General features: G+C 65.4%; 18 protein-coding genes. 11 read left to right on the top strand and 7 right to left on the bottom strand.

What is annotated here, in order from left to right:
- Window positions 1–1,414 (top strand): flagellin (locus tag ASE31_RS22940; protein WP_057204103.1); only part of this gene is annotated, 1,414 nt, incomplete at its 5' end.
- A gap of 278 nt (window positions 1,415–1,692) precedes the next feature.
- On the top strand, window positions 1,693–3,696 hold the full coding sequence (locus tag ASE31_RS22935; protein ID WP_235514728.1) for an acetylglucosamine transferase: 2,004 nt from the start codon (window positions 1,693–1,695) through the stop codon (window positions 3,694–3,696).
- 14 nt (window positions 3,697–3,710) lie between these two features.
- On the opposite strand, the gene ASE31_RS22930 is transcribed toward ASE31_RS22935, so the two are convergent.
- The 7 genes from ASE31_RS22930 to rfbF are packed head-to-tail and all read right to left on the bottom strand — an operon-like array spanning window position 3,711 to window position 10,029.
- On the bottom strand, window positions 3,711–4,514 hold the full coding sequence (locus tag ASE31_RS22930; protein ID WP_157412613.1) for a cephalosporin hydroxylase family protein: 804 nt from the start codon (window positions 4,512–4,514) through the stop codon (window positions 3,711–3,713).
- 47 nt (window positions 4,515–4,561) lie between these two features.
- Complete coding sequence (locus ASE31_RS22925; protein WP_057204101.1) at window positions 4,562–5,251, bottom strand: NeuD/PglB/VioB family sugar acetyltransferase; 690 nt, start codon at window positions 5,249–5,251, stop codon at window positions 4,562–4,564.
- Entirely contained in the window at window positions 5,241–6,359 is a 1,119-nt protein-coding gene (locus ASE31_RS22920) for a DegT/DnrJ/EryC1/StrS aminotransferase family protein (RefSeq protein ID WP_057204100.1), read from the bottom strand. The genes ASE31_RS22925 and ASE31_RS22920 overlap by 11 nt, the downstream gene beginning before the upstream one ends.
- Complete coding sequence (locus tag ASE31_RS22915) at window positions 6,356–7,582, bottom strand: class I SAM-dependent methyltransferase (protein WP_057204099.1); 1,227 nt, start codon at window positions 7,580–7,582, stop codon at window positions 6,356–6,358. Before ASE31_RS22915 ends, ASE31_RS22920 begins: the two co-directional genes overlap by 4 nt.
- Window positions 7,583–7,595: 13 nt before the next feature.
- Entirely contained in the window at window positions 7,596–8,159 is a 564-nt protein-coding gene (locus ASE31_RS22910; RefSeq protein ID WP_057204098.1) for a dTDP-4-dehydrorhamnose 3,5-epimerase family protein, read from the bottom strand.
- A complete protein-coding gene (rfbG, locus tag ASE31_RS22905; RefSeq protein ID WP_057204146.1) occupies window positions 8,156–9,241 on the bottom strand; it encodes a CDP-glucose 4,6-dehydratase in 1,086 nt (361 codons plus the stop codon). Before rfbG ends, ASE31_RS22910 begins: the two co-directional genes overlap by 4 nt.
- A 5-nt stretch (window positions 9,242–9,246) precedes the next feature.
- On the bottom strand, window positions 9,247–10,029 hold the full coding sequence (rfbF, locus tag ASE31_RS22900; protein ID WP_057204097.1) for a glucose-1-phosphate cytidylyltransferase: 783 nt from the start codon (window positions 10,027–10,029) through the stop codon (window positions 9,247–9,249).
- A 330-nt stretch (window positions 10,030–10,359) separates the two neighbouring features.
- Between rfbF and motA the strand changes: the two genes are divergently transcribed.
- The 9 genes from motA (at window position 10,360) to ASE31_RS22855 (ending at window position 19,730) form a co-directional block, all read left to right on the top strand.
- Window positions 10,360–11,220 (top strand): flagellar motor stator protein MotA, encoded by an 861-nt coding sequence (motA, locus tag ASE31_RS22895; RefSeq protein WP_057204096.1) that lies wholly within the window; start codon window positions 10,360–10,362, stop codon window positions 11,218–11,220.
- A gap of 12 nt (window positions 11,221–11,232) precedes the next feature.
- Window positions 11,233–12,171: a flagellar motor protein MotB gene (gene motB / locus ASE31_RS22890; RefSeq protein WP_057204095.1), complete on the top strand. Its 939-nt coding sequence runs from the start codon at window positions 11,233–11,235 to the stop codon at window positions 12,169–12,171.
- 72 nt (window positions 12,172–12,243) lie between these two features.
- Window positions 12,244–12,630 (top strand): chemotaxis response regulator CheY, encoded by a 387-nt coding sequence (gene cheY / locus ASE31_RS22885; RefSeq protein ID WP_057204094.1) that lies wholly within the window; start codon window positions 12,244–12,246, stop codon window positions 12,628–12,630.
- 4 nt (window positions 12,631–12,634) lie between these two features.
- Window positions 12,635–13,264, top strand: coding sequence for a protein phosphatase CheZ (locus tag ASE31_RS22880; protein ID WP_057204093.1), 630 nt, complete (start codon window positions 12,635–12,637; stop codon window positions 13,262–13,264).
- A gap of 196 nt (window positions 13,265–13,460) precedes the next feature.
- A complete protein-coding gene (locus ASE31_RS22875) occupies window positions 13,461–14,621 on the top strand; it encodes a flagellar biosynthesis protein FlhB (RefSeq protein ID WP_057204092.1) in 1,161 nt (386 codons plus the stop codon).
- Window positions 14,618–16,696: a flagellar biosynthesis protein FlhA gene (flhA, locus tag ASE31_RS22870; RefSeq protein WP_057204091.1), complete on the top strand. Its 2,079-nt coding sequence runs from the start codon at window positions 14,618–14,620 to the stop codon at window positions 16,694–16,696. The genes ASE31_RS22875 and flhA overlap by 4 nt, the downstream gene beginning before the upstream one ends.
- On the top strand, window positions 16,693–18,210 hold the full coding sequence (gene flhF, locus ASE31_RS22865; RefSeq protein WP_057204090.1) for a flagellar biosynthesis protein FlhF: 1,518 nt from the start codon (window positions 16,693–16,695) through the stop codon (window positions 18,208–18,210). Before flhA ends, flhF begins: the two co-directional genes overlap by 4 nt.
- A complete protein-coding gene (locus ASE31_RS22860; RefSeq protein ID WP_057204089.1) occupies window positions 18,203–19,009 on the top strand; it encodes a hypothetical protein in 807 nt (268 codons plus the stop codon). Before flhF ends, ASE31_RS22860 begins: the two co-directional genes overlap by 8 nt.
- Window positions 19,010–19,013: 4 nt before the next feature.
- Window positions 19,014–19,730, top strand: coding sequence for an RNA polymerase sigma factor FliA (locus ASE31_RS22855; RefSeq protein ID WP_057204145.1), 717 nt, complete (start codon window positions 19,014–19,016; stop codon window positions 19,728–19,730).
- Window positions 19,731–20,156: the final 426 nt, after the last annotated feature.

Genomic DNA, 20,156 nt, shown 5'->3' with positions numbered 1-20,156 from the left:
GTCGGGCCTGCGCATCAACAGCGCCAAGGACGACGCCGCCGGCCTGGCCATTTCCGAGCGCTTCACCAGCCAGATCCGCGGCCTGAACCAGGCAGCGCGCAATGCCAACGATGGTATCTCGCTGGCGCAGGTCACGGAAGGTGCCATGAAGGCGGCAGGCGACATTCTGCAGCGGGTGCGTGAACTGGCGGTGCAATCGGCCAATGCCTCCAACAGCCCCAGCGACCGCCAGGCGCTGAATCAGGAAGTGGGCCAACTGGTCAGCGAACTGGACCGCATCTCGCAGACCACCGAGTTCAACGGCGCCAAGCTGCTCAATGGCACATTTGGTACGCAACAGTTCCAGGTGGGCGCCAACGCCAACCAGACCATCGTGGCCGCCACGGCCAACCTGCGCACCACCGTGTACGGCAACAACCAGAACACATCGGCCAATGGTGCCGGCAGCGGTGCCAATGCCGCCGACTGGGGCTCCAACGGCGTGACCGCCGGTACCCTGGCAGTGAATGGCGCCCTGGGCTCCAAGGAAATCGTCATTGCAGACAATGACACGGCCAAGTCCATGGCGGACAAGGTCAATCTCCAGACGGCGAACACGGGTGTCACCGCCTCCGCGCGCACCGAAGTCGAGCTCAAATTCGAATCGGTCGGCTCCTATACCTTCGAGCTGCGCGGCGACAATACGCCAACCGCACCCGCGCTGGGCCAGTCCATTTCGTTCAACGTTTCCGCATTGAACACGTCGGATGGCCTGTCGAATGCCGTGTCGGCCATCAACGAGCAATCGTCCAAGACCGGCGTGACGGCATCGCTCAACTCCACCAGCGACGGCGTGATCCTGACCAGCGCCACCGGCCAGGACATCGGCCTGTACAAGGGGGCCACTTCGGGTGTGAACAGCGGTGGCGTCAATATCCAGAAGCTGCAGGCCGATGGCTCCGTCATTGGTGCCGTCGACACCCTGGCCGCGGCGGCTGGCGCAGACGCGTCCACCGTGAGTGGCTATGTGGTGCTGGATTCGGAAAAATCGTTTTCGACCAATGCCACCACGACCAACGCATTCAACACCACATCGGCTACCGACAGCGCCTCGGACCTGCAGGAGGTCGCCAACCTGGACGTGACCACCTTCAAGAAAGCGACCGAAGCCCTGAAGACCGTCGATTCCGCACTGGCCTATATCAACGGCGAGCGGGCCAAGCTCGGCGCCTTGCAAGCCAGGTTCGAAACCGCCATTTCCTCACTGAACATCACGTCCGAGAACCTGTCGGCATCGCGTTCGCGCATTCTTGACGCCGACTTTGCCGCAGAAACGGCCAACCTGTCGCGCTCGCAGATCCTGCAGCAGGCAGGCACGGCCATGGTGGCCCAGGCCAACCAGATCCCGCAGGGCGTCCTGAAGCTGCTGCAGTAAACAGCGCGGTTCATGGCAACGGCGCCCGCCGCTCCAGGGATGGCGGATAGACTGCCTGTGGCGTAAGTCAACAAGGACATATGGTGCAAGGCAGAAACCACGGCAAAAACAAATCCCCGGTCGATGGCCGCATCAGAACGGCCCTCGAAAGCAAGGACTGGACCTTGTTGACCCGGTTGTGCAAGCAGATCTTGCGCAAGGACTCCCGTGACCTGAATGCCACCCGCCTGCTGGGCCATTCACTCGAATCCCAGGGCAAGATCGAAGAGTCGCTCGAGGTGTACCAGCGCGGTGCCCGGATGTGGCCCGACGACGCCGAACTCCTGATCAACTATGCCAACGTCCTGCTCAGGCAGGTGCGCAATGCAGAGGCGCTGCCCCTTTTCGAGAGGGTCTGTGCGCTGCGGCCCGAGAAAGCCGTCTGCTGGCTCATGCTGTCGCAGTGCTGCTACCTGATCACCAAGAATGAACAGGGTTTCAGGGCGGCCGAAAAAGCGGCGGAGTTGGCCACGGACGTCTACGAGAAATCCGCTGCGCTCACCCAAAAGGCCATCCACCGGCGTGAAATGGGCCAGGTGAAGCAGGCCGTGCAGGACTCCATCGACGCGATTGCGCTGACGCCCAGGGAACCCTCCAACCACACCAACCGGCTACTGTTCATGCTGGCGGACCCTGATGCGGACGCTACCAGCCTGGCCACAGCCGCGCGCGAATACGCCGCGGTGTTCGAACCCCCGCTGAAACCCTCGTGGCCGAGTTTTTCCGAACGCAACCGTGATCCGTGGCGAAAGCTGCGCATAGGCTTCCTGTCGCCCGATTTTCGCGTGCACTCGGTGATGTACTTCATGGAGGGCGTGCTCGCACAGCTCGACCGCCGCCAGTTCGAGGTCTACGCGTTTTACCTATTTCCCAAGAGCGACTACATCACCACGCGCGTGGAGCGGCACGCGGACCATTTCATCCGCATCGCCGGGCTCGACGCCAAAAAGCAGGCGCAGACCATTCAAGACCACGGGATCGACATCCTGATCGACCTGGCCGGGCACACAGGCCACAACGGCTTGATGGCCATGGCCCACAAGGCAGCCCCGATACAAGCCACCTGGATCGGATTCCCGGGAACCACCGGCCTGTCGGCCATGGACTACCTGATCACCGACGACATGACGGACCCGCCAGGGGTGGAGTGGCAATACAGCGAACGCCTGTTCCGCATGCCCACCCGCCTTTGCGTGTACCGGCCGATGAGCCGCAACCCTCTGTGGCGCTATCAACCTATCTACCTGGTTCGTCCCAGCCCGGCGGTGGGAAATGGGTACATCACCTTTGGCTCGTGCAACAACCTGGGCAAGATCACCGACACCGTGTTGTCCACCTGGGCCGAAATACTGCGCCGGGTACCTGGCTCGAAGCTCCTCATCGAAGGCAAGAACCTTGACAACCCGGACTTCGCGCGCGCCTACATGGCGCGTTGCAACAGCCTGGGGCTGGATGCCGATCGGGTCGAATTGGTGGCGCTAAGCTCCAGCAACCAGTACCTGACCTACCACCGCATCGATATTGCGCTGGATCCGTTTCCCCTGAACGGGGGCACGACCTCGATGGACGTCCTCTGGATGGGTGTTCCCCTGGTGGCCCTGGCGGGAAGCAGCTTCAAGAGCCGCCTGACCGCGGGAATCCTGCTCCACCTGGGACGGCCCGAGTGGCTTGCGCAAACGCAGCGAGCCTACGTCGACATTGCGGTCCATCTTGCCCAAGACGCGAACAGCCTGAACGCAACACGCATGAACCTGCGCCAGGAACTGGAAGAATCCGTTCTCATGCGGGAAGACGTGTTCTGCAGCGCCTTTGGCGAGGGCTTGCGCACCATGTGGCTGCAATGGCTGGCCCAGGAGGTACACCCCGGTGATACCGAAGAGCAACACGCGGCGCAGATAGAGGTCATGCAGGAGTACCTGGGCAGCATGCCGCCGGAATGGGAAGCTCCACCCGTTCCGGGAGTGGGGCTGGGCCCCGGGAACCGGGTAACCCTCCACGAAGCCCACGCCCGCCTGGAGGCGTCCCTGGCCAGGGCCAAGGAGGTTCCCACGGACACCGTCACGGAAACGGGCCAGATCGAGAACAGGCGCTGGTACAACGTGACGGAGCTGGCTGAAATGGTGCTGTGCGCCGTTCCGCACGACCCCGTTGCGCTCACCTGCCTGGCAGAGGTGGAGCTGGCCCATGGCCACACCGATTTCGCGGTGACCTACCTGCGCTACGCGACGCAGGCCATGCGCTGAGCATCCGCGGCCGGCTATGGGGCCGTTTTTCGACGCAAGAAGCCCTCGGGCGCCACGGTCACCATCAGCTTGCGCGGCCAGGTGGCATCCACTTCGAACTCGGAATGGCTGGCCAGCCACTCGCGCACCGCTGTCTTTGGGTTGTTTCCGACGTCCCAGGGGCGGTCTGCAAAGAATTTCGGCGGCATGTCTTCTACGAAGGTGTCGAAGACCACGCAATAGCTGCCCTCCGACACCAGGGGCGCATAGGCCTCGAGTTCTGCAAGCACGTGCGCGTGGGTGTGCATGGAATCCAGGCACACCATGACCCGCTGGTAGCCCTTGGCAAACGCCTGCACCTGCGCGATGACGTCGGGTGCGATGGAAGACCCCTGGACCATCGCAATGCGGCTGGCCATCGGGTGGCGCTTGATCGCCTCGCGGTTGTGTGGCCGGATGTCGATGTCGATACCCAGAACCTTGCGCCGGGATTGCCGCGGGTCCAGCATGCCTCCCGCCTCGATGGCATCGCACATGTCCAGCAAGGCCAGCAGCGACGCGCTGAGCACCAGAGAGCCACCGTGGGCGATGCCGGTTTCGATGATCAGGTCCGGCCGCACACGCCAGACCAGCTCCTGCATGGCCACCATGTCCTGCGGGTACTGGATTATGGGCCGCCCCAGCCAGTCGAAGTTGTACACGTACTGGCGCTGCATGGACGCCTGCAGCCAGTCCTGGGACAGGGTCTGGAAGTGCGCATCCGTCCCGTATTGCTGCAGCCGGTCTTCACGCTCCTGCTGAAATACCTCGACGGGACCTGGGGTCTGTTTGTGCGGCATGAAATGCTCCTGCTGGACTGTTGAAACAGTGATTGAAAAGGGCCGCGTCAGCGGTGTGGCGGCGCCTGGACCACCCGGGCCGGGTTGCCGACGACCACGGCGCCCGCCGGCACGTCGCGGGTCACCACGGCCCCCGCGCCCACCATCGCTCCGGCACCGATGGACACACGCGGCAATACAGTGGCGCCAGCGCCGATGAAGACGTCACGCCCCACGTGGACGCCGCCGCACAGGGTGGCACCAGGCGCCACCGTCACGCTGTCGGCCAGCTGGCACTCATGGTCCACCGAAGCCCGGTGGTTGACGATGCAGACATCGCCAAGCACCGCACCGGCGGCAACCACCGCCTGGGCCAGCACCTGCGAGCCCTGCCCCAGCACCGCTGAAGGGCTCACGCTGGCAGTGGCGTGCACGAGCACCGGCAACGCCACGCCAGCCGAGGCGAACCGGCCCACAACGTGAAGGCGGTCCGGACCCTGCCGGCCAATGGCAATCACCCCGCATGCCTTGGAGACGTCGCCCGCCAAGGCGCCCGCCCACTCGGCAAAACCGGCGTGGCCCAGCAGCACGGGCACGCCGGCAAGCAGGGTGGGCACCGGCCGCGCATCGACGAACGCAACCACGTTCCCTCCCTGCGCGGCAATCAGGTCCAGCAGCACCCGGGCATGGCCCGAGCACCCCCACACCACGCAGGGGCGCCCACCCAGGGATTGCAGGTGCTGCCCGTCACGCGGCATGCAGCGCCTCGCGGATCACGCCGACCACCCTTGCGATGTCCGCGTCGGTCATGTCGTGGAAGCTGGGCAGATTGACCGCACGCTCGGCAATGTGCCGCGCATGGTGCCCACCGCCAGCACCCTGCATCCAGGGCAAGGTGGAGAGCGGAGAAAAGAATGGCCGCGCATCGATGTTGCTACCCACAAAACGTTGCAGCAGGGTGTCGGCTGTCAATGCAGCATCAGCCGACAGCACCACCGTAGGCATCCACGCGCCAATTTCCGTGCCGGGCAACTCGGGATTCATGCGCACGGCAGGCTCTTCGGCCAGTGCCACCTGGTAGGCATGGAAGATCGCACGCTTTCGCGCGATCAGGTCCTCGATGCGCTGCAGCTGCGCACACCCGATCGCCGCCTGCACATTGGACATCTTGTATTTGAAACCCAGTTCGTCGGGCCAGAACTGCCGCACCTGCCCCCGCGCCCGGCCATGATTGGACAAGGTAAGAACTTTTTCATAAAGGGCCGGATCGTCGGTCACGAACATTCCCCCCTCTCCGGTGGTCATCGTCTTGGATCCATGGAACGAAAATCCCCCGAACAGCCCCATGGACCCGGCCCTGCGCCCTCGGTGGCGCGAACCAATGGCCTCTGCCGCATCCTCGATGACCGGGATGCCGTGCTCGGAACCGATGGCCAGCAGCGCGCCCATGTCGCAGACGTTGCCGTACAGGTGCACCGCGAAAATGGCGCGGGTGCGGGGCGTGATGGCAGCAAGCACGGCCTCGGGATCCAGGCACCAGGTGTCCTCCAGAATATCCACCAGCACGGGCTTGGCGCCCAGGTACATCACTGGTGCAACGGTGGCGACCCAATTGGTGTCGGCCAGGATGACTTCGTCACCCTCTCCGATGCCCAATGCAGCCAGCCCCATGTGCAATGCCCCGGTACAGCTGGAAGTGGCAATGGCATGCCGCACGCCGACATGGGCGGCAAATGCTTCTTCGAACTGGCGGATGTAGTCATAGCAATGCTCGCCCCAGCCATTGCGCGCGGCGTCCTCCGCCAATGACACCTCAAGATCGGTGATCGACGGGCGGGACAACAGGATTCGGGAAGGCTTAGTCATTTGAAAGTCTCCATCCGGGGAACGGCCACGGCAAACTGGGCGCCCCAGCCGCGAGCGTATGCGAGTTGTGAAGCGATCTCCTCACGCAGGTTCCAGGGCAGGATCAGCACGCGGTCGGGCTGGTGCGCGCGCAGGTGCTCCTCGTCCACCACCGGGATGCGGCTACCTGGCAAGAACTGACCCTGCTTGGCAGGGTTGCGGTCAACCACGTAGGGCAGCAGATCCGCCCGCACGCCGGCGAAGTTGAGAAGGGTGTTGCCCTTGGCCGCTGCGCCATAGGCGCCCACCTTGAGCCCGCGCGCATGGCAGTCAAGCAGAAAGGCCAGCAATTCGCGCTTGATGCGCAGCGCCTCGCCTTGCAGCCCCCCGTAAAACGCGGCTGAGGACACACAGGCCGCCGTTTCACGAGCCAACAGTTCGCTCACCCGGCTGTGCACGATGGGCGGGGCGTCACTGCGCTGCGCGAACACGCGCAGGCTGCCGCCGTGGGTGGGCAACTCCTGCACATCGGTCACGGTGAGGCCGTTGGCGGCAAAAATGCGCTGCACTGCGGTGAGCGAAAGGTACGAGAAATGCTCGTGGTACAGGGTGTCGAACTGGCACTGTTGAACCAGCTGCAGCAGGTGCGGAAACTCGAAGGTGGCCACCCCCTGCGGCTTGAGCAGCACGGCAAAACCCGCAACGAAGTCGTTGATGTCGGGCACATGGGCCAGCACGTTGTTGGCCACCGTGAGATCGGCGGCGCGCCCGCCGGCCACCAGCGTGCGGGCCAGCGCCACACCGAAGAACTGCTCCACGACCTCGATGCCGCGCGCCCGTGCTGCAGCTGCAGTGCTGGCCGTGGGCTCCACGCCCAGGCAGGGGATGCCGCGCCCGGCCACGTACTGCAGCAGGTAGCCATCGTTGGCGGCCACTTCCACCACCTGGCTGTGGGCGCCCAGCGACAGGCGCTGGGCCATGTCCTCCACATAGGCCTGGGCATGGGCCAGCCAGCTACTGGAGAACGAGCTGAAGTACGCGTAGTCGGCATCGAACAAGGCGTCAGCGGCCGCGAAGTCTTCGGTCTGCACCAGCCAGCAGTTCTCGCAGACCAGCACCCTGAGGGGGTACCAGCGCTCGGGCGCATGCAGCGCGGGTTCGCGCAGGTAGGCGTTGGAAGGGGGCGCGGTACCCAGGTCTGCCAGAGGCAGGGTAACGGGGGCGGCGCAGTGGCGGCATTTCATCGGCAGAACTCGGTCAGGGCAGCGCCAGCCCGGTGAAGGCCGGCGCCAGGGAGGGATGTTGGGCGTCGCGCGGCGAGCGGCCTGCCAGGGGCAGCGGCCAGGCAATGGCCAAGCGCGGGTCGAGCGCGTCGAGCCCGCCTTCCGAGGCGGGCGCATAGGGTGCCGAGTGCAGGTAGAGCATCTCGCAATCATCGGCCAGCGCCTGGAAACCATGGGCGAAGCCGGGCGGGATGAGCATGGCCCAGTGGTTGGCAGCCGACAGCTCGCGTCCGAACCATTGCAGGAAGGTCGGGGAGCCGGCCCTCAGGTCCACCGCCACATCCCATACAGCGCCGCGCAGGCAGCTGACCAGCTTGGCCTCAGCCGCCGGGGGGTGCTGGAAATGCAGCCCCCGCACGGTGCCGCGCTGGGCCGTCTGGGTATGGTTGATCTGCGCGATCGGCCAGGTCCAGCCCGCAGGGGCCAGGTCAGCCGCGCAGAACATGCGCGCCAGAAAGCCCCGGCTGTCCGCCAGCGGCTGGCGCTGCACGGTCATCAGGCCCGCCAGCGGCGTGGGCTCCACGGTGAAGCGGCTCACAGGGCGGTCTCCTGCACGGTGCCGCAGGCCTGCTCATAGGCGTCCAGGTCGGCCAGGCACAAGGCGCGCGCATCGGCGCCAGCGTGGTAGCCGCGGTACCAGGCCATGGTGCGGCCCACGGCCTCGGGCAGGGCCCAGCACGGGGTGATGCCCAGCAGGCTGCGCGCGCGCGCCGTGTCCAGGGCCAGCAGCCCCGCTTCGTGCGGATGCTTCGCGTCGCTCTCGTAACGCACAGGCGCGGTGGGGTAGGCTGACCGTGCCATCTCGACCACACACCCCACCGTGGCGGCCTCCTGTGGGGCCGGTCCGAAGTTGTATGCGCCCGCGCTCCCTGGCCGCTCCCACAGCACCTGGGCCAGGCGCAGGTAGGCGGCCAGCGGCTCCAGCACATGCTGCCAGGGCCGTGTGGCATGGGGATTGCGCAGCACCAGGGTCTGGCCAGCAGACCAGGCAGCCGCAGCGTCCGGCAAAAGGCGCTCGGGCGCCCAGTCTCCGCCGCCGATCACATTGCCGGCGCGGGCAGTGGCCACGGCCACACCCTGTGCGGACAGGAAGGCATCGCGGTAGCTGGCGGTCACAATCTCGGCGGCGGCCTTGCTGGCGCTGTAGGGGTCATGCCCTCCCAACGCATCGTCTTCGCGATAGGGGTAGACCCATTCTAGGTTGCGGTAGACCTTGTCGGTCGTCACGACCAGCGCCACGCGCACGCCAGGCAGGCCGCGCAGCGCATCGAGCACATGGGCCGTGCCCATGACGTTGGTGGCATAGGTTTCGAGCGGCGCGGCATAGCTGGCGCGCACCAGGGCCTGGGCCGCCAGGTGCAGCAAGATGTCAGGCCGTGCTGCCTGGATAAGGGCCGCCGTGGCACCCGCATCGCGCACGTCGCAGGCATGGCTGTCCATGCCGCTCGCCACGCCGGCCAGTGCAAACAGGCTGGGCTCGATGGCCGGCGGCAGGGCAATGCCGGTGACCTGCGCCCCCAGACGCTGCAGCCACAGGGCCAGCCAGCTGCCCTTGAAGCCCGTGTGCCCCGTGAGCACCACGCGCTTGCCGCGCCAGAAATGGGGATCGGGCAAGGCCATGCCGCTCACCAGCACTTCCACGGCGCCTGGCCGCTCTGCCAGAGTTCTTCGAGCAGGTTTTTCTCGCGCAGCGTGTCCATGGGCTGCCAGAAGCCATGGTGCTCGAACGCCATCAACTCGCCATCGCGCGCCAGGCTCTCCATGGGCGCTGCCTCCCAGGGCGTGGCATCACCATCGATGCGGTCCAGCACCTGGGCCGACAGCACGAAGAACCCGCCGTTGATCCAGCCACCGTCGCCGCGTGGCTTCTCGACAAAGCCGCGCACGCCCTCCCCCTTGCCATCGCCATCGCGCACCAGCGCGCCATAGCGGCCGGGCGGCAGCACCGCGGTCACCGTGGCCAGCTTGCCGTGGGCGGCATGGAAGGCGAACTGCGCGGCCATGTCGAGATCGGCCACCCCATCGCCGTAGGTGAAGCAAAAGGGTTCGCCCTGCGGCAGGTACTCGCGCACGCGCTTGAGGCGCCCCCCGGTCAGCGTGGACTCGCCGGTGTCCACCAGCGTCACGCGCCAGGGCTCGGCATGGCGGTGGTGCACCTCCATGCGGTTCTCGGCCATGTCGAAGGTCACATCCGACATGTGCAGGAAGTAGTTGGCGAAATACTCCTTGATGATGTAGCCCTTGTACCCCAGGCAGATGATGAAATCATTGACCCCATGGGCGGCATAGGTCTTCATGATGTGCCACAGGATGGGGCGCCCGCCGATCTCGATCATGGGCTTGGGGCGCAGGTGCGACTCTTCGGAAATGCGGGTGCCCAGGCCACCGGCCAGCAACACGGCTTTCATGGGTGACACGCCCCTGCTGTGCGGGCATCCTCAAACCGGCCTGTCTTCATATATAGATCACCTGTGTCCATGGGGTCTTGCCAAATCTGGCGTCCTAAAGCCGTACTATTGCGCAGCATAAACACTGCGGGCGTTTCCGAAATCGGGAAAACCGACGGAAAAACCACGCAACCCGCCCAACCGAGCGAAGTGACAGGCGCTTTCCCGCTTGCTCGCAGGACTGGTTCGCGCACAATCAGATACAGTGAAACCAGCGATACGGCCCGGCGCCGTGTTTCCACCGCAACCGCCCAGCCCTGCCTGGCGCCCGCCCAATCAACCTGAATCAGCATGTTCGTCATCATTGGCTACGTCGTCAGCATGGTCTGCATCTTCGGTGTGTACATCGTGCACGGCGGGAATATCCAGGTGATCCTGAAGGCCCTGCCGTTCGAACTCATCACCATCGGTGGCAGCGCCATGGGCGCCTTCGTGGTGAACAACCAGCCCAAGGTGCTCAAGGCCACGCTCAAGGCCGTTCCTGCCGCGCTCAAGGGATCCAAGTACACCAAGGCGCGCTACATGGAGCTGCTGGCCATGCTCTACGACATCCTGCAAAAGGCCCGCAAGGAGGGCCTGATGGCGATCGAAAAGGATGTGGAAGCCCCCCATGAGTCGGAAATCTTCAAGAAATACCCCACGGTGGGCAGTGACCACCATGTGATCGAGTTCACGACCGACTACCTGCGCATGATGGTTTCGGGCAACCTCAACTCCCACGAGATCGAGGCCCTGATGGACAACGAGATCGACACCCACCACCAGGAGGCACACGCCCCGGTGGCGGCCATCGCCCGGCTGGCCGGCGCCCTGCCCGCCTTCGGCATCGTGGCCGCCGTGCTGGGGGTGGTGAACACCATGGGCTCGGTGGGGCAACCGCCCTCGGTGCTGGGCGGCATGATCGCCTCGGCTCTGGTGGGCACGTTCCTGGGGATCCTGCTGGCCTATGGCTTCGTGGAGCCCCTGGGCGGCCTGATGGAACAAAAGACCGAAGATGCCGCCAAGGAATTCCTGTGCATCAAGTCCACGCTGCTGGCCAGCATGCAGGGCTACAACCCCGCCACCGCCATCGAATTCGGCCGCAAGGTTTTGTTCTCCACCGACAGGCCGACCTTCGCCGAGCTTGAAGGACATGTGAAAGGCAAGAAGTAAGCCCGCACTACCATGGCAGAAAAGAAGCTCCAGCCCATCATCATCAAGCGCATCAAGAAGGGCGGCCATGCCGTCCATGGCGGCGCCTGGAAGATTGCCTATGCCGACTTCGTGACGGCGATGATGGCGTTCTTCCTGCTGATGTGGCTGCTGGGCTCTACCGCCAAGGGGGAACTGCAGGGCATTTCTGCCTATTTCAGCTCCCCGCTCAAGGTAGCCATGACCGGCGGAGACGGCGCCGGCAACAGCTCCAGCGTGATCCCGGGCGGCGGCAACGATCTCTCGAAGGTGCACGGCCAGGTACGCCGCTCGGACTCCGACCCCGACAAGGACCGCCGCGCCAGCATCGACAACGCACGCGCCGAGCGCGCCAAGCAGGACCAGGAGCGCATCAAGGCGCTGCAGGCCAAGATAGACGCCCTGATCACCGAAAACCCGCGCCTGAACGAATACAAGTCCCAGATCCGCATCGATGTCACGCCCGACGGGCTGCAGATCCAGATCGTGGACGACCAGAACCGCCCCATGTTCGACAGTGGCAGTGCGCTGGTGAAACCCTATATGCGCGACATCCTGCGTGAAATCGGGGCCGCGCTGGGCGGGGTGGAAAACCGCATCAGCCTGGCTGGCCACACCGATGCCGTGCCCTATGGCAACAGCGAGCGCGGCTACAGCAACTGGGAGCTTTCGGCCGACCGGGCCAATGCCTCGCGCCGCGAGCTGGTGTCTGCCGGCATGCCCGACGGCAGGTTGGGCCGCGTGGTGGGATTGGCCGCCAGCGATCTGCTCGAACCCACGAATCCGCGCGCACCCGCCAATCGCCGTATTACCATCACGGTGCTGACCCGCGAGGCCGAAGAACGCCTCATGGGCAAGGGGACTCCTGCGGCGGCAAGCCCTCCTGCAGAGCTGCCGACGGAAAAGCGCGAAAATCCAACGCTTGGCGGGTGATCGTTACGACTTGTCACCAAACCTGCCACACTTGACAATACAACCAGCCTATTTCGACCGAAAGGGTCCCACGTGACCACAGCCCTTCGCTTCTTGATCGTTGACGACTTCTCCACCATGCGGCGCATCGTCCGCAATCTGCTCAAGGAGAGCGGATTTGCCGATGCAGACGAGGCCGAAGATGGCGTCGCCGCACTGAACAAACTGCGCAACAGCAAGTTTGACTTCGTGGTGACGGACATCAACATGCCCAACATGAACGGTTTCCAGCTCCTGGCGGAAATCAAGAAAGACGACAAGCTCAAACACCTTCCGGTGCTGATGGTGACCGCCGAAGCCCGCAAGGAGGACATCGTCGCGGCCGCCCAGGGCGGGGCAGCCGGTTACATCGTCAAGCCCTTCACCAAGGCCACTCTGGAAGAAAAGGTCCTGCTGATTCTCAAGAAGATGGGGCTGTGACGCCATGGAAACCCCTGACACCCCCCCTGGTGAGCCCACGGCCGAGGTCCACCACAAGATCGGCCTGCTGACCCGCCAGCTGCACGATTCGCTCAACGAACTGGGCTACGCAGACAAGCTGCGCGGCTCCATGGGCGAGTTGCCCGACGCCCAGAGCCGCCTGTCCTACATCGCCCGCCTGACGGGCGAGGCCGCAGAAAAAGTGCTCACCCGGGTCGAACAGGCCAAGGCACAGCATGATTTCATCGCCGCCGAGACACGCCGCGTAGTGGCCTCGCTGGTCAAAGACCCTGTGGCTGCCGTGGCCAAGGGCGAGATCATGAACTTCCTGACCGACGTGGAACGCGTCACCATGGAAGCCGATACGCACCTGACCGAAATCATGATGGCGCAGGATTTCCACGACCTCACGGGCCAGGTGATTGCCCGGGTGGTCAATCTGGCGGCCACCATTGAGGAGCAACTGGTCCAGTTGCTGATCCAGACTGCCCCGCCCACCGCCAACGTGCCCGCCGCGCTGGTGGAGGTTCCGCGCGAGCACCTCGCCGGCCCCGTGGTGGACCCGGAAAACACTGCGGACATCGTGACCGACCAGTCCCAAGTGGACGACCTGCTGGCCAGCCTGGGTTTCTGACCCTCCCCTCGACTGGCGTGGCACCGCCCGGCGGCGCATCAGCGCCCGCCATGCAGCGCATGGCATGCGCTCGCGCTCTACACAGTGCGGCCCTGTAGCAAGGTACGAGGGAAAAGGGCCCCGCAGCCGCCCTTTATCCGTCTTTAGATTTCCGGGTCGCTCACGACAATGGCAGGACACAAGTTGTCACGCCATCATGGAATCCAGCCAAGAAAAAAGCCTACCGGCGTCCGAGCGAAAGCTGCAGAAGGCACGCACGGACGGACAGGGTGCGCGTTCACGCGACCTGTCCCACCTGGCCATTCTGGGTGCGGGCGGCGCCGCCATGCTGGTCTTGGCTCCAACGCTCATGGAGCACCTGCAGCAGGCGCTGGCCCACCAACTGGTGTTCAACGCCAGCATCGTGATGGCGCCCGCCACCATGGTCGATCGCATGCAGACCATGGTCATCGTGGGCCTGGTAGCCAGCACGGTGTTCGCGCTGCTCACCAGCGGCGCCGCGCTGCTCAGCGCCATCGGTGCCGGCGGCTGGATCTTCAGCATGAAGCCCATCAGCCCCCAGTTCAACCGCCTGAACCCCATCTCCGGGGTGGCGAACCTGTTTTCCAAGCAGCAGATGGCCAACGTGGCGAAGATGGTGCTGATGACGGCCATCATCTCCGCCGTGGCCTGGCACTACATGTCGGGCAGCATCGAGCGCGTGGCCATGCTGGTGCTGCAGCCCTCGCCCATGGCGATCCGCCACATGTCCGAGTGGCTCACCTCCGGCGTCAGCCTGATGCTGCTGGTGGTTTTTCTGGCGGCACTGATCGACGTGCCGCTGCAGTCTTACTTCTTCAAGGCGCGCCTGAAGATGTCGCACGAGGAAGTCAAGCAGGAACACAAGGAATCCGACGGTGACCCGCATACCAAGGGCCGCATCCGCCAGAAGCAGCGCGAGATGGCGGACGGCGCCAGCGTGGCGGCGGTTCCCAAGGCGGATTTCGTGGTGATGAACCCCACCCACTATGCCGTGGCCCTGAAGTACGACGACAAGACCATGGCCGCTCCGCAGGTGATCTCGCGCGGCACCGACCTCACGGCCATGCGCATCCGTGACCTGGCCCGCGCCCACGACGTGCCGGTGCTGCAGTCCCCCATGCTGGCCCGCGCGCTCTACGCGCACGCCGAGATCGACCAGGCCATCCCCGCCACCCTGTACGCCGCCGTGGCCCAGGTACTGGCCTATGTGTACCGCCTCAAGGCCGCTCTGCGCGGCGAAGGGCAGATGCCCGACGCGCTGGTTGAGCCTTTCGTTCCCCCTGAGCTTGATCCGCTGAACAAGACGTCTTCCACCGTGCAAGGCACCGCCCCATGAACAATTCCGTGAACTACCTTCGGCTGTGGGCGGGCAAGAACACATCGGCCCTCCAGGGCATGTCGGCACCGCTGCTGGTGGTGGCCATTCTGGCGCTGATGGTGCTGCCCATCCCGCCGTGGCTGCTGGACACCTTCTTCACGCTGAACATCGCCGTCGCCCTGATGGTGATGATGGTCTCGGCCTACATGATCCGGCCGCTGGACTTTGCCGCCTTTCCCTCGGTGCTGCTGCTTACCACGCTGATGCGCCTGTCGCTGAACGTGGCCTCCACCCGGGTCGTATTGCTGGAAGGCCACACCGGCCCCGGTGCCGCTGGCGCCGTGATCGAGGCCTTCGGCCACTTCCTGATCGGCGGCAACTTTGCCGTGGGCCTGATCGTGTTTGCCATCCTGGTGGTGATCAACTTCGTGGTGATCACCAAGGGCGCCGAGCGCATTGCCGAAGTGTCGGCCCGCTTCACGCTGGATGCCATGCCCGGCAAGCAGATGGCGGTGGACGCCGACCTCAACGCCGGCCTGATCGACGAGAAGGAAGCCAAGCGCCGCCGCGCCGAAGTTGGCGAGGAAGCAAACTTCTTCGGCTCCATGGACGGTGCCTCCAAGTTCGTGCGCGGCGATGCCGTCGCCGGCATCCTGATCCTCTTGATCAACATCATCGGCGGCTTCGCCATCGGCGTTCTGCAGCACGACCTCACCGCCAAGCAGGCCGCCGACAGCTACATCCTGCTGGCCATCGGTGATGCGCTGGTCGCCCAGATCCCCGGCCTCTTGATCTCGGTGGCCGCTGCCATGGTGATCTCGCGCGTCGGCAAGGAACAGGACATGGGCCGCCAGATCGTGCAGCAGCTGTTCATGTCGCCCCGCGTGCTGGGCGTCACGGCCGGCATCCTGATCCTGCTCGGCCTCATCCCCGGCATGCCGCACCTGGTGTTCCTGATCACCGGAGCGCTGCTCGGCTACTGGGCCTGGACGCTCTACGAGCGCCAGCAGGTGCCCGAGGAAGTGGCCCCGCCGCCCCCTGTGGCCGCCGATGGCGAAGCCACCTGGGACGACCTGCAGCCCGTGGACCTGCTCGGCCTGGAACTGGGCTACCGCCTGATCACGCTGGTGGACAAGAGCCGCCAGGGCGACCTGCTGACCCGCATCAAGGGCGTACGCCGCAAGTTTGCGCAGGAAGTGGGCTTCCTGCCCCCTGCCGTGCATGTGCGCGACAACCTCGAACTCAAGCCCAGCGGCTACCGCATCACGCTGCGTGGCGTAGTGGTGGGCGAAGGCGAGGCCTTCCCCGGCATGTTCCTGGCCATCAACCCCGGCGGCATCACCACGCCGCTGATCGGTACCCCGACCACCGACCCGGCCTTTGGTCTGCCCGCGCACTGGATCGACGATCGCCAGAAGGAAGCGGCGCAAATGGCCGGCTTTACGGTCGTTGATTCGGAAACCGTGATGGCGACGCATTTGTCACACTTGATGCAAGTGCAGGCAGCCAAGCTGTTGAGCCGCACCGAAACGCAGCAACTCGTGGAACACGTCGCCAAACTGGCCCCCAAGCTCATCGAAGAAGTCGTCCCGAAAATGGTTTCCATCGCCACGTTCCAGAAAGTCCTCCAGCTGCTGCTGGAGGAGTCTGTGCACATCCGCGATATCCGCACCATCATCGAGACCCTGGCAGAGCACGCTGGCGGCATCTCCGACCCCGTGGAACTGGCGCGCCGCGTACGCATCGCCCTGTCGCCCGCCATCGTCCAGCAGATCTACGGCCCGACGCGCGAGCTCAACGTCATCGCCATCGAACCCGGCCTGGAGCGCCTCTTGGTGCAGGCCCTGGGCAACACCGCCAGCCCGGCGCTGGACCCTGGCGTGGCCGACATCCTGACGCAGAAGGCCGCCGAAGTGGCCCTGCGCCAGGAGGAGATGGGCCTGCCCGCCTGCCTGCTCGTTCCCGACCAGATCCGCACTGCGATCTCCCGCCTGGTGCGCCGCGTGGCGCCCCGCCTGCAGGTCCTTGCGCACAGCGAAATCCCTGAGACCCACACCATCCGCATTGGGCCCATCCTCAAAGGTGCATCATGAACATCAAACGCTTTCACGCTGCTACGTCCCGTGAAGCACTGGCCAAAGCACGCATGGCCTTTGGCGAGGGCACACTGATCCTGTCCAACCGCCCCACCGCCAACGGCGTGGAGGTGATGGCCACCGCCGAGGACACGCTCTCGTCGCTGGACAGCGCCGCGGCGGCCAGGCAATCGAGCGCGCCCTCCCCCCTGGCACAGGCCAGCCAGCGCCAGCAGCTGCAACAGCAGCCGCCACGCGCTGCGCAGCCGGCCGCTGCGGCCCACCGCAACCCGGTGGAGGAAGACACCGAGCAGTTGGCCATGAGCACCCTGTCCTTCCAGGACTATGTGCGCGAGCGCATGCTGCGCCGCCGCCACGAGGCCATCAGCGGCCCGTCCGACCCGGTTCCCATGATGGAGCGCAGCCGCGACCGTGCCGCTGAGCTGGCCCGTGAGCGTCCCGCCGCCCAGGTGGCCCGCCACAACCCGCTGCGCTCGATCCCCATGGACCTTGCAGAGCCCGCGCCCCGCAAGCAGCAGCAGCGCCAGGAAGCCCCCTCGCTGTCGAACGCGCAGGTGAACAACCAGCAGAACCTGATGAGCGAGCTGCACTCGATGAAGGAGCTGATCGAAGACCGCTTCAACACGCTGGCCTGGCTGGGCCAGGCGCGCCAGAATCCGATCCAGTCCAACCTGATGCTGAAGATGATCCGGGCCGGCTACTCGCCCGCCCTGGCCCGCGCCGTGCTCGAGCGCATGCCCGAGGAACTCTCGGCCGCCGAATCCGTGCGCTGGCTCATGGAGGTGCTGGAACGCAACCTCAAGACCGACACGGATGCCGCGCCCCTGTACGAGCAGGGTGGCATCTTCGCCATGGTGGGCTCCACCGGTGTCGGCAAGACCACCACCACTGCCAAGCTGGCCGCCCTGTGCGCGCGCATCCATGGCCCCGGCAGCGTGGGCCTGATCACGCTCGACACCTACCGCGTGGGCGCCCATGAACAGCTGCGCACCTATGGCCGCATGCTGGGCATCGTGGCCCACCTGGCCCACGACCGTGCAGCACTGCAGGACCTGCTGGGCCTGCTCAGCGGCAAGAAGATGGTCCTGATCGACACCACCGGCGTCGCCCCACGCGATCCGCGCAAGCGCGACATGCTCGACGTGCTGGACCTGCCCCACGTCAACCGCCTGCTGGTGCTCAATGCCGGCTGCCACGGCGACACACTGGACGATGTGCTGACCGCCTTCAAGACCAAGGGCTCGCAGCAGGCCATCCTGTCCAAGGTGGACGAGGCCGTGAAGCTGGGCCCCTCCATCGACGCCCTGATCCGCCACCAGATGGTGCTGCGCGGCGTGACCAATGGCCAGCGCGTGCCCGAGGACTGGGAAGCGGCCGATGCCCACCAGCTCATCAGCACTTCGATGCGCGCGCCGGTCAAGTCGCCGTTCGACCCCAAGGCCAGCGACCTGAATTTCTTCTTCTCGCATTCACCCGAATTGGTAACCGACAGGGGGTTGGTCGATGCTTGATACCGGCTTTCACCAGGCTGCGGGGCTGCAAAGCCTCACCCCGCAGACCGAGCTGCGCGTGCTGGCCGTGGCCAGCCAGGAACAGGCCGGCAGCGGCCTCGAGACCCTGTGGCAGATCTGCGCCAGCCTGCAGCGGATGGGCTACCCGGTTGTGGTGCTCGACGCCACGGGCTACGAGACCGACGAGTCCCCGGGCCTGTACCACCTGCTGCGCCGGGCACCCTGGCACGACGGCATGGACCAGGGCGCCGCAGCCTCCTCCCTGGCGGTGATCCCCGCCGCTCGGGGCCTGTGGCAGATCAGCCGCGCCGACCGCCCGGCGCATGTCTCGCCGCTGCAGGACATCCAGCCCTACGTGCGCGCCTACAGCATCCTGGTGCTGCACGCCCCACCTCCCCTGCTGGGCCAGTTGCTCACCCACACCCGGACCATGCCGCTGATGGTGATGGAGGGCGCCGCAGCAGGCGTGCTCACCACCTACAAGAGCTTGAAGCAGATGGCCCAGCACACCGGCCTGTCCTGCACCGTGGCGGCACTGTTGCGCGGCTCGGGCACGGCCGAGCGCCGCAAGACCCTTGCCGCATTGCAGACATTGCAGGACTGCGCCGAGCGCCACCTGGGCGGTCAGGTGCACACTACCGCCGTCTCCACCCAGAATCCCCAGGACCTGCAGCGCCTGGCCTTGCAACTGCTGGAAAACGCGGGCACCATCAATGGAACGATGGCGGCTGCAGCTGCAATTGCATCCAGCAATTTTGCTGGTATACCTGCAGCTGCACATCTTCTCCGGAGCCACTGATCTGATGTACACCGCCAAAGGCCAGCTCGATCGTGATGCGATGATTCGCCAGCACGTGCCCCTGGTACGGCGGATCGCACACCACATGATCGCCAAGCTGCCTCCCAATGTAGAGCTGGACGATCTGATCCAGGTCGGCATGATGGGCCTGGCGGAAGCACTTTCGCGCTACGAGGCCGCACAGGGCGTGCAGTTCGAGACCTTTGCCACCCAGCGCATCCGCGGCGCCATGCTCGATGAGCTGCGCGAAGGCGACTGGATGTCGCGCAGTTCGCGCAAGAGCCAGAAGGACATCGAGCAGGCCGTCAACCGGCTGGAGCAGCGCCTGGGCCGCAGCCCGCTCGAATCGGAGATCGCCAGCGAGATGGGCATGGCCCTGCCCGAATACCAGAGCCTGCTGGGCCGGGTGCGGGGCACGCAGCTCGTGTACCTGGAGGACATGACCCACAGCAATGACGACGATGATGGCTTCCTCGACCGCCATGTGGGCGACGAGGCAGCCAACCCGCTCGAAATGCTGCGCGACCACCGCCTGCGCTCGGCGCTGGTCACGGCCATCGAGTCACTGCCCGAGCGCGAACAGCACATCATGGGCATGTACTACGAGCACGACATGAATCTCAAGGAGATAGCGGCCGTGCTCGGGGTCACCGAATCCCGTGTGTGCCAGCTGCACAGCCAGTCGATCGCTCGCTTGCGGGCGAAGATGCGCAGTCACTAGGGCCTGTTCACACTGATTTCGGGGTCGCGAAGGCCCTTGCCGGCGTGCCAATCTAAGCGCGCGACGCAGCGTGTGCCCTTGCACACGCAAGGAGCGCAACGACGAGTGGCGCGCCGGCAAGGGCCTTCCCTTCGGGTTGCCCGGCCTGGGGGCCGTCTGCGGCGTTGCCCGCGCTTGCAAGGTGCACACCTTGCTGCGCACGGGCGCCTTGCATCCAGCCCCCAGGCCGGGCAACGCGATCCCCGAAATCAGTGTGAACAGGCCCTAGTACATCCCCCTGAGGCGCAGACGCGCCTTCACCCCTTCTCTCGAATTACTGCGTAATTCGGGAAGGGGGACGCAGCCAGTGCGGCGGGGCGGCCCTTGCACGGCTGCCCTGGTATGGGGCAGCGCGCTATCCACGGGTTTGCCCTGGCGCTTGCGCGC

It is taken from the genome of Acidovorax sp. Root217 (assembly GCF_001428645.1).
GTDB lineage: Bacteria > Pseudomonadota > Gammaproteobacteria > Burkholderiales > Burkholderiaceae_C > Acidovorax.
Note: the sequence above shows the minus strand (reverse complement) of the source record. Positions and strands in the feature narration are given on the sequence as shown.